Below are 15,649 nucleotides of genomic sequence, written 5' to 3' on the forward strand. Positions count from 1 at the left end.
TAAAGGTTTTTTATTCTTTTTCTACTTGCATGAAACTTAATTCGAGAGGCGTCTTACGTCCGAAGATCTTAACCATAACTTTAAGTTTTCTCTTCTCTGCATTCACCTCTTCTATCACACCAGCAAAACCATTAAATGGTCCATCAGTCACATTTACCGACTCGCCAACAAAATAAGGAATACTAATTTCCTCATCTTTATTAGTAAGTTCGTCAACCTTACCCAATATACGATTCACTTCTGATTGTCGCAATGGAGACGGGTCGCCGCCTTTAGTATCCCCCAGGAAGCCAATCACATTCGTAACACTACGAAGGATGTGAGGAATTTCGCCTGTCAATGCTGCCTCGATTAAAACATAGCCTGGTAAGAAAATTCTTTCCTTGCTAATCTTTTTACCGTTGCGCACCACAAACACTTTCTCGGTTGGAATGAGAACCTGTGATACGTAATCCTGAAGTCCAAGATTAGAAATCTCACTTAAGATATACTCTTGGACCTTCTTTTCTTTTCCTCCTACAGCCCGTAGAACATACCATTTTTTGTCAATTTCAGCCATCTTAAAGTTTCAGTGATTAGTAAAACATACTATATACTGTGTCCATCATTGCTTTGAATCCGAAATCCATTGCCGATATTGCAATTGCAATAATCGCTGAAGCTATCATTACTACGATAGCACTGCTTTGAAGCTCAGTCCATGATGGCCACGATACTTTCTCTGTTAATTCTATATAAACGTCTTTAATATAATTTACTAATTTCATGTGCTTGTAATTAAAGTTTTATTAATTCACATGGAAGATGTCTCACAGTCTAAATAAATCCAGTTTGTGAGACTTATTTCATAAGACAAAATATCCTTTAGCACGGATGGAGAGACTCGAACTCCCGACACCTGGTTTTGGAGACCAGTGCTCTACCAACTGAGCTACATCCGTAAAGAAGAGTGATTCGGAAGTAAATCCGAATCATTCTTTATATCAAAAATTACTCAACAATTTCAGTAATCTGACCAGCTCCTACAGTCCTACCACCTTCACGGATAGCAAAACGTAAACCGATAGAACAAGCAACAGGAGTAATCAACTCAACGTTGATCGTAACGTTATCACCCGGCATTACCATCTCAACACCTTCTGGAAGAGTAATCTCACCAGTTACATCAAGAGTTCTGATATAGAACTGAGGACGGTATTTGTTATGGAATGGAGTGTGACGTCCACCTTCTTCTTTCTTCAATACATAAATCTCAGCTTTGATTTTTGTATGAGGAGTAATAGTTTTAGGGTGACAGATAACCATACCACGCTTAATAGCAGATTTATCTATACCTCTCAACAATAAACCAACGTTATCACCAGCTTGACCTTCGTCAAGAATCTTACGGAACATCTCAACACCAGTACAAACAGTTTTCATTCCTTCAGCACCTAAACCGATAATCTGAAGTTCTTCACCTGTCTTAACAATACCAGTTTCGATACGACCTGTAGCAACAGTTCCACGACCAGTAATAGAGAATACATCTTCAATAGGCATCAAAAATGGCTTATCTACATCACGTGGAGGAATTGGAATCCAAGAATCAACAGCAGCCATAAGCTCCATAATCTTCTCTTCCCACTCTGGCTCACCGTTCAATCCACCAAGAGCAGATCCAGCAATAATAGGAGTATTATCACCATCAAATTCGTAAAACTCAAGAAGCTCACGCATCTCCATTTCTACCAACTCTAGCATCTCTTCATCGTCAACCATGTCAACTTTGTTCAAGAAAACTACCATTTTAGGTACGTTTACTTGACGAGCTAAAAGGATATGCTCGCGAGTCTGAGGCATAGGACCGTCAGTTGCAGCACAAACCAAAATCGCACCATCCATCTGAGCAGCACCAGTAACCATGTTCTTTACGTAGTCAGCGTGACCTGGACAGTCAACGTGAGCGTAGTGACGGTTCTCTGTAGAATACTCTACGTGAGCAGTATTAATAGTGATACCTCTTTCTTTTTCTTCAGGTGCATTATCGATAGAATCGAAAGATTTTATTTCACAGAAACCCTTTTTTGCCAATACAGTTGTAATAGCGGCAGTTAAGGTAGTTTTCCCGTGATCAACGTGACCGATAGTACCAATATTTACGTGTGGTTTTGACCTATCAAAATGTTCTTTAGCCATAACTCGAAAAGTTAATTAATGATTAGACAACAATTAAAACAATATTTTATATTTTCTTGAGCCATTGATGAGAATTGAACTCATGACCTCTTCCTTACCAAGGAAACGCTCTACCCCTGAGCTACAACGGCAAAACTTATTGAGCGGGAAACGAGACTCAAACTCGCGACCCTCAGCTTGGAAGGCTGATGCTCTATCAACTGAGCTATTCCCGCAAATCACAACTACCATATATAGTATATGTGAAAATTCAATGTGGGGAGAGCAGGATTCGAACCTACGAAGACGAAGTCAGCGGAGTTACAGTCCGCCCCAGTTGGCCACTTTGGTATCTCCCCAATAATATATCAATAAAAAAAGAGCCGGTGGACGGATTCGAACCGACGACCTGCTGATTACAAATCAGCTGCTCTGACCAACTGAGCTACACTGGCAATTGACAGACCATTCGCACAAGGACATACAATCCCCTCACAAATGGTCTGCAAATGTAAAAACATTTTACCTATATAACAAAACTATCAAATAATATTTCCAATTATTTTCCACGAAGCTTTTCTTTTCTCTTAGTGATCTGACGCTTTAAGGCATCTGTCGCTAAATCAACCGCTTCCTCAAATGTTTTGCTTTGCTTTTGTGCAAATATATCACCTCCCGGGATATTAAATTTTATCTCTACTTCTTTATTTTCTACAACCGATGGTTTTTCAGCTCTTAAAAAGACCTCAACATTTGTCACATCATCATCAAGCTTGAGCAACTTATTTACTCTTGCATTAACAAAATCCTCCAATTGTACATCAGCATTGAAACCGACTGCCTGAATGTTAATTTTCATACTCTATCCTCCAATTTTAAGCTCTGGGGTGAGCCTGTTTATAAACATCGTTTAACCTCTCAAAGCTAGTGTGAGTGTATATTTGAGTAGCAGACAGATTACAATGTCCTAACAACTCTTTAATAGCATTCAACTCAGCTCCATTATTAAGTAAATGTGTCGCAAAAGTATGGCGTAACACGTGAGGACTTTTTTTTGAAAGTGTTGTAATCTTTGACAAATGCTTTATCACGATCCTATACAACAGCTTTTCATATGCAGGCTTTGCCTTGTTTGTAACAAACAAAATCCCATCCTTACTAGAACAAACCAACAACCTATACTCTAAATACTCATTCAGAAGTGTCTCGAGATTATCACTAACAGGAATAATCCTCTCCCTATTTCTCTTACCTAAAACTCGAACAACAGAGGCAGAACGATCAAAACTTGACACCTTTAGGTTCATCAATTCAGATAAACGCATGCCAGATTGATAAAACATTTCAATTACCAGTCTGTCTCGAATCCCTTCGAATCCTTCACCAAAATCTATTTCTTGTAACAATCGCATACTGTGCTCGGCAACAAAATTCGGAAGCTTCTTCCCTTGCCTGGGCCCAACAACTCGATCCATAGGATTTTGTTGAACTAGCGATTCTCGCAATAAATATTTAAAAAAGGATTTCAAAGAAGATAACTTCCTATTTACAGTTCGGGCTGAGCAGCCTTCGTTCATTAAAGAAACAATCCATTTCCTAACATCTTTGAAATTCAAATCACCAATTTCACCTTCTTCAATCCCATAGGACGATAAAAACAAAAAAAATTGACTTAAATCACAATCGTATGATACCAAAGTATGTTTGGAGTATCGTTTCTCATACCGTAAATAAGACAGAAAAGATTCCTTATATCTCATACACTTTTAATTCATAGTCTAGATAAACTAAATTACAAAAAAAATAAGACATCGAAACCTTTTTCAAAAGAAATTAATCTTCGTTCAATTGCATTTGCTCAACATAAATCGCGTGAATCTTCGCTTTTCTTTTTTTAATTGAAGGCTTTACATAAACCTTTCTCTCACGTAATTCTTTGATCACACCTGTTTTCTCGAATTTTCTTTTGAATTTTTTTAAGGCTCTTTCAATGTTTTCGCCTTCCTTCATAGGAATAATAATCATAGTTTCTTCTTTTATTTAATTATTTCTAAATGAGCCGCAAACTTATTAATTCATTCACGATATTTCAAGTAAATTTATAAAAATCTACCCAAATACTTTAATTTAATTTGATTCAAGTGAAAAACTGAGGTATTTAGCCTATTCCATGCCTCAAAACAAGCTACTTATTTAGTGATTTATTCCAAACTTAGATAGGGTTTCACTCTACTAAAGGCTGAATCTTGGAATATTTTCTTCTTTCGAAGGCTTTCCAAATCTAAAATCTGCCCTCTACGTTTTCTTAAACGTAAAATATCAGATGCTTCTCGATAACTTATATATGGGTGAATACTCAATTCTCCAATTGTAGCAATATTAACATTAATACTACGCAAACGACTCAAATCAATTTTAAGAGAAGAACACATACTATCAACCCGACTCTTTTTTAATCCGTAAACATCCACCAATTGATTCATACTATAAAAACCACCAAGTTTTTCGCGATAATTGATAATACGCTGTGAAAGATATGGACCAATTCCTGGCAATGCAAGCAACTGAATCGAGTCTGCCCTATTCAAATCAATCAGAACTGTTTCAACAGCTTTTTCTTTGGGGATATCGATATACGAGTATAATTCTGAATATTTCAAGGAATCAAACCCATATATTTTCTTCAAATCTTCTGCCTTTTGGAAACGCCCACCTTTAGCTAAAAACTTCTTCACTCTATTAATTGTAATTTCTCTAACACCTAAACTATCCCAACCACTCCTATTTATACTATTGGGATTAAACGAAAACAAGTAGCTTTCTCTCATGTTTCGATCTGATTCTATTACAATATATTTCTCAAATATCCTAAAATCTGAAGAATCAACACCATAAATCTTAATCAAATCATCCTTTTTATTAAACCAACCAGAATTTCTTCTATAATTAAGGATATTGCGAGTTTGAAATTTTGAAAAACCCAAACTTAATAAAGTCAAAGAATCAGCTTTATTAGGATCAAATGGCCTTAACTGAGCTTTAAATACAGGACTACCTATATACTTCTCTGGTGAAATATGAACAAAAGGTTGTAGCTTCTGATACAGAACATCTGTCATGCCATATATCTTCTTCAGATCAAAATCTTTAGATATTCGGGCTCCTGAGCTTCTATATTTTAAAAGATTCTTAGCCTGATAACTTGAAAAACCTAGGGATAATAAACCTAAGCTATCAACCTTATTAGGATCAAAGAAGAATAATTCTTGAGGTTTAACTGCTACTTGCCTACCATCTGATTTGTTTTGTAAAACTGACAAAAGGCTATCCAATTGTTTCTGCTTCTCAGGATTACTATTCCAAACAAGAACATGATCATCAAGAATAAAAAAGGGATATACAAAAACGACTACTAGAATAGTCAGAAGAATAATCAGACTCTTCCTTTCTGAAGAGGAAAACGAAAAATAAGTTTTTAAATGCTTTTTGTAAGACATGTCAATATAAAGAGAACAACATTACCCACTCAACCACAGCCAACAGATTCAGATTACGACCTTGAAATTATAATAAATTTCGCACTATACAAATTTCACTATCTGCAACTTACGGTAAAATGAAGCCTTCGAAAATTCCGAAGGCTTCATTTTCTATTAAATCAAAATCTAGTTTTGATATTCTTTTAGGATATCAGCAACATCACCCGCAGCAACACGTCCATAGGTACGCTCACCAATTGTTACAACCGGAGCCAAACCACAAGCACCCACGCAACGAAGACATGAAATAGAAAATTTACCATCTGCCGTCGTTTCTCCAATAGGCACCTTAAGTTGCTTTTTAAACTCTTCTAACACCTTTTCTGCACCACGTACGTAACAAGCCGTCCCCATACATACTGAAATAGGGAACTCACCCATAGGAACCATAGTGAAGAATGAATAGAAAGTAACAACACCATATACATGCGCAACTGAAACATTTAATTCACGTGCAACAACTTCCTGCACTTCAGCAGGAAGATAACCGAAGTTATGCTGAGCTTGATGAAGCACATTAATCAGCTCACTACCCTCATTATTAAATGATTTGCAAATATCAACAAGCTTTTCAATCTTGTCCTTTGCTAATTTTATTTTTGCCATAATATTTATATTTAAGATAATAGATATGAGATATGAGTCAGATGTAAACAATCTAAAGTCTCACATCTCAATTCTCAAATCTATAGTAATACTATTCAATTTCGATTTCATTTTGCTTGTCGAAATAATGAGTATGCAACAGTTTATGCGATAACTCACCACAAGGCTTGCCTAAGAACTCCTCGTACAATTTAATGATATAAGGATTTTCATGAGACTTACGAATCGCTTTACCTGCATCTTCACGATAAAGAGCAGCAGCACGCTTAGCTAATACCGAAGTATCGCCATGGTGCAATGGCTGACCACCACCACCAATACATCCACCAGGACAAGCCATGATTTCAATAGCGTGATATTCAGATTTTCCATCGCGTACATCTTCAAGCAATTTACGAGCGTTACCCAAACCATGAGCAATACCAATATTAAGCTCTAAGCCATCGAAGTCTACTTTAGCACTACGAATACCTTCCAAACCACGAAGAGCTGTAAAATCGACTTTCTCAAGTGTCTTACCAGTATATATTTCATATGCTGTACGAGCAGCAGCTTCTATTACACCACCTGTAGTACCAAAAATAACTGAAGCACCAGTAGATTCTCCTAATGGATTATCAAACGCCTCTTCAGGAAGATTAACGAAGTCCATATTCGCTTGCTTAATTAGGTTGGCTAACTCGCGAGTCGAAATTGAATAGTTCACATCAGGATCACCATCAACCTTGAACTCGTCGCGCTGACATTCGTACTTCTTAGCCAAACAAGGCATAATAGAAACAACAATCATATCCTCACGCTTAACACCCATTTCTTTAGCTAAATAGTTTTTAGCAATAGGGCCAAACATTTGCTGAGGAGAACGAGCTGTAGATGGAATATCTTTCATCTCTGGGAAGTGATGCTCGAAGAAATTCACCCATCCTGGACAACATGAAGTAAGAATAGGTAATTTAACATCTTTATCACCAGCAAGGTGAGCACCCAAACGACCTAACAACTCAGTACCTTCCTCCATAATTGTAAGGTCGGCAGCAAAATCGGTATCAAATACGCTATCGAAACCTAAGTTACGAAGCGCAGTTACCATTTTACCAGTTACCAAAGTTCCAACTTCCATACCGAACTCCTCACCTAGAGCAGCACGTACTGCAGGAGCAGTTTGTACGATAACCGTTTTCTTAGGATCAGCAAGATCTCTAATCAATTGGTTGGTATGATCTTTTTCGGTTAATGCACCAGTAGGACATACTGCCACGCACTGTCCGCAATAAGTACAAGTTGATTTCTCAAGATTCATTTCGAATGCTGGAGCAACAACTGACTCGAATCCACGGTTTACAGCAGAAAGAGCACCTACAGTTTGCACATCGTTACACATAGTTTCGCAACGGCGACACATGATACACTTATCCATATCACGAATGATAGCTGGAGACGTATCAATCTTGTATGTAGACTTAGCACCGGTATAATGAATTTCGCGAACACCTAAGTTTTGAGCTATAGATTGTAAATCGCAGGTTCCTGATTTTGCACATACCAAACAATCGAATGGGTGATCAGAAAGCATCAATTCCATTACGGTTTTACGAGCATTCAAAACTCTCATAGAGTGAGTTTTAATATTCATACCAGCTTCACATTTAGAATTACATGAAGGAGCCAGATTTCTTCTGCCCTCAACTTCAACAACGCAAATTCTACATCCACCAGGCTTATGCTCGATTTTCATATCCTCAAGGTGCATATAACAAAGCGTAGGAATTTCGATTCCTATCCCTTTTGCAGCCTTATAGATAGTAGTTCCCTTAGCAACCTCTACCTCTTTATTATCGATGGTTAATTTTATCATTTGTTCCATTTTTCAATTCTCCTTATTGTATGCTAATGGCGTTAAACTTACACTTATCCATACAAGCACCACACTTTATACATTTCTCAACGTCGATAATATGAGCTTCCTTACGTTCTCCAGCAATACAATCAACTGGACAATTGCGAGCACAAAGCGTACAACCAACACATAATTCAGGATCAACAACATATTGCATTAACGCCTTACACTGACCTGCCACACATTTATGATCTTTAACGTGCGAAATATATTCATCGTAGAAGTTATCGATAGTCGAAAGTACTGGATTTGGAGACGTTTGACCTAAACCACAAAGAGAAGTATCTTTGATTACAGCACTTAAATTGCGTAATAAGTCGATATCTTCCATTGTTCCTTTACCTTCGGTGATCTTATCAAGCAATTCGTGAAGACGCTTATTACCTACGCGACATGGCGTACACTTACCACATGATTCTTCAACAGTAAATTCAAGGTAGAACTTAGCCATAGAAACCATACAGTCATCTTCATCCATAACAATCATACCACCTGATCCCATCATCGAACCTACAGCAATAAGGTTATCAAAATCAATTGGAGTATCTAAGTGCTTCTCGGTTAAACAACCCCCAGAAGGACCACCTGTTTGAACAGCTTTAAATTTCTTACCATCTTTGATACCACCACCAATTTCGTAAATTACTTCACGAAGTGTAGTTCCCATAGGCACCTCGATTAAACCAACATTGTTAATTTTTCCAGCCAAAGCAAAAACCTTTGTTCCTTTTGACTTATCAGTACCAATAGCATTAAAAAAGCTAGCTCCTTTGTTAATGATAACTGGAACGTTAGCAAAAGTCTCAACGTTATTTACGTTAGTTGGCTTACCATTATATCCTGATTCCGCAGGGAATGGAGGCTTAACAGTTGGCTCACCACGAAGACCTTCCATAGAATGGATCAAAGCAGTTTCTTCACCACATACGAAAGCTCCAGCTCCATAACGCATCTCAACGTCGAAATTGAATCCAGAACCTAAGATATCCTTACCTAACAAACCATAATCACGAGCTTGAGCAATAGCAATCTTCAAACGCTCAATTGCAAGAGGATACTCAGCACGAATATAGATAACACCTATATCAGCACCCATTGTATAACCGCAAATAGCCATAGCCTCAAGTACCGAGTGAGGATCACCTTCAAGGATAGAACGGTCCATAAATGCACCTGGATCTCCCTCATCAGCATTACAAACTACATATTTCTGATCAGCATCATTCTTAGCAGCAAACTCCCACTTCAAGCCTGTTGGGAATCCTCCTCCTCCTCGTCCGCGTAGACCTGATTCTTTAATCACATCAATAACTGCCTGAGGAGTCATCTCGAAACACTTACCCAGTGCACCATATCCATCACGAGCAATATATTCGTCGATATTCTCTGGATTAATAAACCCACAGTTTCTTAGTGCAATACGAATTTGTTTCTTGTAGAAACCCATATTTTTCGCATCACTTACAATCTCTTTTTTATCAGGATCTTTGTAAAGCAAACGCATTACCTGGCGTCCCTTAACGATATGCTCCTCAATAATCTCATCAGCATCTTCAGGCTTTACTTCAATATAGAAAGTGTTGTCTGGAAGAATCTTTACAATTGGTCCTTTTTCACAGAAACCAAAGCAACCTGTGGTCACTACCTGCACTTCATCATCAAGCCCCTTCGCTTTAAGTGCATTTTCTAAATTAGTTTGAATAAGCTCACTTGCAGATGCACGACATCCTGTTCCTCCGCAAATAAGAATATGCATTTTATACTTTTCCATAACAGTGTTTAGGTTTAGATATTAGTCAATAGTATTATAGTTTACAGGTATAATCCCATCAACCAATTCACCATTCTTAACGTATTTCTCAATAATCTCGTCGGCTTTTTTCACATCTACTTCACCAAAAACTATTGGATCCTTACCTGGCATAATTACCTCGATAGTAGGTTCTGCAAAACAATAGCCCATGCATCCTGTTTGGGTTACAATAGCTGAAATTCCTCTCTTGGCACTTTCCTCGATAAAGAAATTCATTACCTCTTTTGCACCAGAAGCAATACCACAAGTAGCCATACCTACTTTAATTTGCACAACACTATCTGGAGCATTACTCTTTTCTCTAAGATCCATTTTTGACTGAAGATCTTCTTTCATTCTCTTCAGATCTGCAAGAGATTTTACTTTTGCCATAATCTCAAATATTTAAGGTTAGAAACTAAATTCATTTTTATATAATTGTACTAATATTCTCGTTTATCATTTCCTTAACGTAAACCAGAATATTAGGGTCGCTCAGCGATATTCCTTCTAAAACTTCTTTCACTTCTTTTGTGTCAAACACATATTCTCCCTGCGGCGTTGTGTGCTTGTATAGAAAATCCATTTCTGGATTAGCTCCCACCAACAACATAATGGTTTCGGCTATATTTCCCAATACTGGCCTATCGATATTCGAATGAGAAAAAACAACTTCTACCTCAGTCCCTTCACCCTCTTTAGACCAAATATTTAAACTACCTCCAGTCTGTTCTGCATTTTGCTTTAAAAGCGAAATACCCAAACCTACTTTTCTCGTTGTACGAGATGTAAAAAAAGGATCTGCAACTTTTACCAAAACCTCTTCAGACATACCACAACCATTGTCTTTAAATATTAGTTTATAATTATCATTTTTCACATCCTCAATTATTTCAAGCTCAACAAGAGTCGCATTAGCACTCACCGAGTTTTGAATAATATCCATAATATGTTCTGACAAATCTCTCACGTCTTCTTATTATAAATTCACTGTACGGCCATCTTCGTTTCTTAAAGCCATCTTCACTTCATTAAAGCTGGCTTCCTGTAGAAGGAATTCGGTATAAATATCTCCAACCAATTCAATACAATGAGCGTCGGAGCTCTTAATAAATGTCTTACCTTTCAAATAAGTGTTCTTTTCCAAGAACGACTCTTTACTAATATGCCTTGTTACCTCTAGTGCATCCACATTCAAATCGAAAGGAATAAAGCCTAATTGTGAGATAACACTATTTTGCATTTTGTTTATATGAGCTGGAATAAATAAGCCATCCAATTCATGAACCTTCTTTTCTAATTGATCGATACTCTGATCAAGAGCTGAAATTAACAGCCATTCAACTTCACCTACAATTTCATCAGCTTCATTTACCACTACCTGATAACCAAACTTTTCGTCATCATTGGGTACGTGTGGCAGATGCTCCTCCAAATAAGCTTGAAAAACAGCCAGAATTTCCTCTGTTTCGAAAAAACAAAGACAATGCACTTCTTCTTTCGTTGTTACTTCTGCTCCCATCATCACAACGATTCCCTCCTTTGCAGCTAACTCTTTTATTAGCGGTGCATGCAAGGTTGAGTTATGATCGCTTATTCCTAATATATCGATACCTCGTTCTTTAGCCTTATTCACAATATTAACAGGGCTCATCTCCAAATCTCCGCAAGGAGAAAGCACTGTATGTGTATGTAAGTCGACTCGAAACGTTCGCATGATTTCAATTACTAGTCACTAATTAGTTTATAAAGCTTACCTGTCAATTCAAAAGCTTCCTCTTCTGATGAAAGAATTGGAATCCCCTCTATATTACTTTGATTTGCCGCATCAGCTTCCGGCTCATAACCTTTAACCAAGATAACAGCTGCTAATTCTTTTAATGAGGCTATAGCCATAATATTCTTATGAGTTTGAAGCGTTACCCAAACTTGATTAGAATCGGCATTACCCATAACATCACTCAACAAATCAGAAGTATAACCTCCTTCAATGTCATTATTTAAGCCCTGTTCTCCCGAACAAACCTTTAAGCCTAACGCCTCAACAATATCACTTACTTTCATTGTTATCTATTTTTATCCTTTTAAGCTTTTCTTCTCAAAACGCCCTTTACCCCATGTCCTCTCAGATATATCGAAAGATTCTTGTGGGCTTATTAATTCTTCTTTTGTTAGCATTTTCTGTAAAAACACACACTGCGTCATCTTAGCTTTCCCTTGAACTATATCCTCAGCTAAAACTTTACATTTTGGCGCACCACAAGCTCCACAGTCAATGCCTGGCAAAACTCTCATGATACGCTGAATCTTTTTCATTTTATCCATGGCTATCATCATATCAGAGTCCAGACTCAATATTGATCTGGGCTCTATTTCTGAAATGGCCATATTATTGAGCAAATAAGGACGATAAGTGTCATACATCTCCTCTGTCTCTTTCTGCTTCTTAATATCTTTATTGGCTCGCTTACTTAAACGCTCCACAGCCAAAAATCTATTTTCGGTACTCAATACACCTCCTGCACAACTCCTATCACAAGCCCTTAGCTCAAGAAAATCAATATCGGTAATTTCTTCATTTTCTAGCTTATCCAGAAAAGCAATTACATTATGAATCTCATCAATTGCTAAACAACGTCCTGAGTATTGAGATGCCTCTCCATTGGTTAAAGTCCACTCTATACTCGTTTTTGACAAGTATCGATAATTCGAAATATTTTGCTTTTCCTTACTATTTTTCTTTATACTCAACATGACCTTATTATAAATAAAGTCCATATTAATTACTCCGTCAATTAATAATTCCTCTTCACCGACAGGAGATTTCACCGCTGCAATTTTAGCAGCACAAGGTGTTATATAAAAAATACCAATCTCATCATTATTGAAACCTTCGTCAATTAATTTCTTGCGATAGAACTGAGAAGAGATATCAACAACTGGTTTAAGACGTACAATATTTTCAACCAAAGAAGGGAAACGCACCTGAATTAAGCGAACTACAGATGGACAAAAACTAGATATAAATGGGCGCATTTGTGGATGCTTTCGCATATATTCCTTAGTACCTTCAATCAATAAATCAACAGCCTCATCAACTTCAAAAACATGAGTAAAACCCATTTCTTGAATTACAGAATAGATTTGTTCTTCTGTAATTTCATCAGGGAATTGCCCTAATAGCACAGTAGGTAATAATGCAACTCGCTGTTTAAAGCTGAATATCTGATTAAAATCGTCCTGTTCGACGATAATAGCATTCACAGGACAAGCTTTTAAGCACTCACCACAATCAACACAAGCATTCTTATCAATGTCAGCTATACCTGATTTCACACGAATTGCCTTTGTAGGACACACATTTATGCAATGTGTGCAGCCAATACAAACGTTTTCGACAACTTTTAGAGCATGATAAAAAGGAAGCTTCTCCATTGTTCTAATTTAAATAGTTAATTAGTTCAATTTCAGTACCTACACCAACCTCTGATTTTATATTCAACTCATTGGTGTTCTTCTTTATATTAGGCAATCCCATACCAGCGCCAAACCCCATTTCTCGAACTTGAGGCGAAGCAGTGGAATACCCTTTTTGCATTGCTAACTCAATATCAGGAATACCGGGTCCCTTATCAACAATACGTACGATTATCTTATCTGGAAAGATTGAAACATTCATCTCTCCTTCGTAGGCATGAGCAACAACGTTAACCTCAGCCTCATAAATAGAAACAACAATTCGTTTTATCAACTTTGGATCTACATTAAGCTTCTTCAATACCTTCTTCACATCGCTTGAAGCTGCACCAGCCTTTGAAAAATTGCCTCCTTCAATATCAAATTTAAAATCCATATGTCAGAATTAATAAACGGGTTCCAAACCCATATTACACAAAAGCGAACAAGCACGAAACATTGAATAACGGCATTCCATAAGTGTAATGCCACTTTCCACTGCGAGATTCTTCATTTCATCAGAGGCTTTTTTATCGCGCACAAATAAAATATAAGGAATATCTGACATTTCAGAAGTTCTAATCGTTTGTAAATTATTCAAACCCGTAACCAACAGCAGGTTGTCAGAATCAACAGTCAAGACATCACTCATTAGATCAGAAGCAAAACCAAAATCAATATCCTGATTTAAATCTGTATTCCCACAGACAATCTGAGCATTTAAAACATTAAGTATTTGAGAGACCTTTATCATCTTTTATTATTATATTATGTTCAGCTATTTGTATGAACAACGATGCTAAGATAAGAAATAGAGCAAGATAAAAGAACACACAAAGACGGAATGAAAGGAAAAGTGGAAAATACATATTTAGTCTAAATAACTATGCTTCATAACAGTTTTTAATGAGTACTAATAAAGAAAAGCACTGTAAACTAGAGTCTAGAAAAAACAATATCATTCAATCTCGCCAAACATGCTAAAAAACACGACACAAGCCTGTAATTATTAGATTAATAATAATTACACGAAAATAATTCTCGTTATTTAAGTTGAATTTATGTTGAATTCAATTCGACTCTTTTAGGCAATAATGATTCTAGGCTATCAATCTGTTTAAAATCAATCAAAATTGAACATATCTTGATAAAAAGGCGTTTCTTGTACCAATTATTAACTTAAATCCATAACAATTAATCATTAAGTTAAGAAGTAAAGTATTAAAATAACAATATCTCTATCTCATTTAACTTATTTTTTCTTTAATACATGTATAATAAAAATCAACACATACTACTTCTTATTCAGAAATTGAATCCAAACAAAAAAGCCTTAAATCATGCGCTAAAGATTGCTAATATCTTCAAATCAAAAGTCTTAATCTCAAATTCACCTTTTTCAAAAAATAAAATCCCAAATGAGGATTTAGAAAATTACATCTCTGATCATGATAATGCAGGCACATTTCAACTAACCATTGCAGACGACCAGCCAAATAAAATGATAAAAGAATTCAATATCATTTTCATGCTTATTGAAATTGATAAAAAAAACGATTTCAAGTTCTATTTAAAAAACAACATATTCTCATGGATTCTTAATGCTAAAATCCCAACATTCATAGTAGGCTATAAGACATCAATCAAAACGGATTATTCAAATATCATTCTGCCTATTGATCATAAGAAAGAGTCGAAAGAAAAAATGATTTGGGCGAGTTATTTTGGAAGGTTCAATAATGCAGTGGTTCAATTAATTCCAGCTACTGAAAAGGAAGAGACTCTCAAGAAAACGATTAGGAACACATTACTATTTACAAAGAAGATGTTCTCTCAATTTATATTTGATTACAAAATCCACAAATCGGAGTTCTCTAGCAAACATATCGATGAAGAAGCTTTTAAAACAGCTACAACTAATGAATCGGACCTTGTTGTACTAATGACAGGAAAAGTTCAAGGCGTCTTCTTACTCAGGTACAATTCTAAAAAAATAAAATACTTTATTAATCATTACCCAAACCCTATCCTCCTAATCAATCCCTTGAAAGACTATTACCTACCGTGTGATGGATAAAATAATTTCATTGGTCAAAACACGTAGACTAGGCATAGAATATTTACAATATAAATTGTAAATTAAAGTATAGAGCTAAGCAATGATTATGGAGCCCCTCTTTAATCAACATTTAACATCTATCT

18 protein-coding genes and 5 tRNA genes are annotated in these 15,649 nt (G+C 36.4%); 1 reads left to right on the plus strand and 22 read right to left on the minus strand.

Going from position 1 to position 15,649, the window contains the following annotated elements; translation table 11 throughout:
• Positions 1–10: 10 nt before the first annotated feature.
• From nusG to ABY905_RS00430, 22 genes are all read right to left on the minus strand, one after another.
• Positions 11–559 carry a transcription termination/antitermination protein NusG gene (gene nusG / locus ABY905_RS00325; RefSeq protein WP_372639421.1) on the minus strand — a complete coding sequence of 183 codons (549 nt, stop codon included), beginning with the start codon at positions 557–559 and terminating at the stop codon, positions 11–13.
• A 16-nt stretch (positions 560–575) separates the two neighbouring features.
• On the minus strand, positions 576–767 hold the full coding sequence (gene secE / locus ABY905_RS00330) for a preprotein translocase subunit SecE (RefSeq protein ID WP_372639422.1): 192 nt from the start codon (positions 765–767) through the stop codon (positions 576–578).
• 101 nt (positions 768–868) lie between these two features.
• A tRNA-Trp gene (locus tag ABY905_RS00335) sits at positions 869–941 on the minus strand.
• A gap of 49 nt (positions 942–990) precedes the next feature.
• Entirely contained in the window at positions 991–2,178 is a 1,188-nt protein-coding gene (gene tuf, locus ABY905_RS00340) for an elongation factor Tu (protein ID WP_372639423.1), read from the minus strand.
• Between the two features lie 59 nt (positions 2,179–2,237).
• A tRNA-Thr gene (locus ABY905_RS00345) sits at positions 2,238–2,309 on the minus strand.
• 11 nt (positions 2,310–2,320) lie between these two features.
• Positions 2,321–2,393: transfer RNA gene (locus tag ABY905_RS00350), tRNA-Gly, on the minus strand.
• Between the two features lie 41 nt (positions 2,394–2,434).
• A tRNA-Tyr gene (locus ABY905_RS00355) sits at positions 2,435–2,516 on the minus strand.
• A gap of 22 nt (positions 2,517–2,538) precedes the next feature.
• A tRNA-Thr gene (locus ABY905_RS00360) sits at positions 2,539–2,612 on the minus strand.
• A gap of 104 nt (positions 2,613–2,716) precedes the next feature.
• Positions 2,717–3,016 (minus strand): ribosome hibernation-promoting factor, HPF/YfiA family, encoded by a 300-nt coding sequence (gene hpf, locus ABY905_RS00365; protein WP_372639424.1) that lies wholly within the window; start codon positions 3,014–3,016, stop codon positions 2,717–2,719.
• A gap of 16 nt (positions 3,017–3,032) precedes the next feature.
• A complete protein-coding gene (locus tag ABY905_RS00370) occupies positions 3,033–3,917 on the minus strand; it encodes a tyrosine-type recombinase/integrase (RefSeq protein WP_372639425.1) in 885 nt (294 codons plus the stop codon).
• A 73-nt stretch (positions 3,918–3,990) separates the two neighbouring features.
• A complete protein-coding gene (gene rpsU, locus ABY905_RS00375) occupies positions 3,991–4,182 on the minus strand; it encodes a 30S ribosomal protein S21 (RefSeq protein ID WP_372639426.1) in 192 nt (63 codons plus the stop codon).
• A gap of 176 nt (positions 4,183–4,358) precedes the next feature.
• Entirely contained in the window at positions 4,359–5,654 is a 1,296-nt protein-coding gene (locus ABY905_RS00380) for a helix-hairpin-helix domain-containing protein (protein WP_372639428.1), read from the minus strand.
• A 168-nt stretch (positions 5,655–5,822) separates the two neighbouring features.
• Complete coding sequence (locus tag ABY905_RS00385; protein WP_372639429.1) at positions 5,823–6,302, minus strand: NAD(P)H-dependent oxidoreductase subunit E; 480 nt, start codon at positions 6,300–6,302, stop codon at positions 5,823–5,825.
• Positions 6,303–6,393: 91 nt separating this feature from the next.
• Entirely contained in the window at positions 6,394–8,166 is a 1,773-nt protein-coding gene (locus ABY905_RS00390; protein ID WP_372639430.1) for an NADH-dependent [FeFe] hydrogenase, group A6, read from the minus strand.
• A gap of 13 nt (positions 8,167–8,179) precedes the next feature.
• Positions 8,180–9,970 carry an NADH-ubiquinone oxidoreductase-F iron-sulfur binding region domain-containing protein gene (locus tag ABY905_RS00395; RefSeq protein WP_372639431.1) on the minus strand — a complete coding sequence of 597 codons (1,791 nt, stop codon included), beginning with the start codon at positions 9,968–9,970 and terminating at the stop codon, positions 8,180–8,182.
• A 21-nt stretch (positions 9,971–9,991) separates the two neighbouring features.
• Positions 9,992–10,384, minus strand: a complete 393-nt coding sequence (locus ABY905_RS00400) for a ferredoxin (RefSeq protein ID WP_372639432.1) — start codon at positions 10,382–10,384, stop codon at positions 9,992–9,994.
• Between the two features lie 37 nt (positions 10,385–10,421).
• A complete protein-coding gene (locus ABY905_RS00405) occupies positions 10,422–10,952 on the minus strand; it encodes an ATP-binding protein (RefSeq protein ID WP_372639433.1) in 531 nt (176 codons plus the stop codon).
• A gap of 18 nt (positions 10,953–10,970) precedes the next feature.
• On the minus strand, positions 10,971–11,708 hold the full coding sequence (locus ABY905_RS00410) for a PHP domain-containing protein (protein ID WP_372639434.1): 738 nt from the start codon (positions 11,706–11,708) through the stop codon (positions 10,971–10,973).
• Positions 11,709–11,719: 11 nt separating this feature from the next.
• Positions 11,720–12,055, minus strand: coding sequence for a serine kinase (locus ABY905_RS00415; protein ID WP_372639435.1), 336 nt, complete (start codon positions 12,053–12,055; stop codon positions 11,720–11,722).
• Positions 12,056–12,067: 12 nt separating this feature from the next.
• Positions 12,068–13,426 (minus strand): [Fe-Fe] hydrogenase large subunit C-terminal domain-containing protein, encoded by a 1,359-nt coding sequence (locus tag ABY905_RS00420; RefSeq protein ID WP_372639436.1) that lies wholly within the window; start codon positions 13,424–13,426, stop codon positions 12,068–12,070.
• 4 nt (positions 13,427–13,430) lie between these two features.
• Positions 13,431–13,844, minus strand: coding sequence for an ATP-binding protein (locus tag ABY905_RS00425; RefSeq protein WP_372639437.1), 414 nt, complete (start codon positions 13,842–13,844; stop codon positions 13,431–13,433).
• A 9-nt stretch (positions 13,845–13,853) separates the two neighbouring features.
• Entirely contained in the window at positions 13,854–14,201 is a 348-nt protein-coding gene (locus tag ABY905_RS00430; RefSeq protein ID WP_372639438.1) for a hypothetical protein, read from the minus strand.
• Between the two features lie 516 nt (positions 14,202–14,717).
• Between ABY905_RS00430 and ABY905_RS00435 the strand changes: the two genes are divergently transcribed.
• Positions 14,718–15,524 (plus strand): hypothetical protein, encoded by an 807-nt coding sequence (locus ABY905_RS00435; protein ID WP_372639439.1) that lies wholly within the window; start codon positions 14,718–14,720, stop codon positions 15,522–15,524.
• The last annotated feature ends 125 nt before the right edge of the window (positions 15,525–15,649 follow it).

Origin of the sequence: Ancylomarina sp. (assembly GCF_041555295.1) — a bacterium.
Classification (GTDB): Bacteria; Bacteroidota; Bacteroidia; order Bacteroidales; family Marinifilaceae; genus Ancylomarina.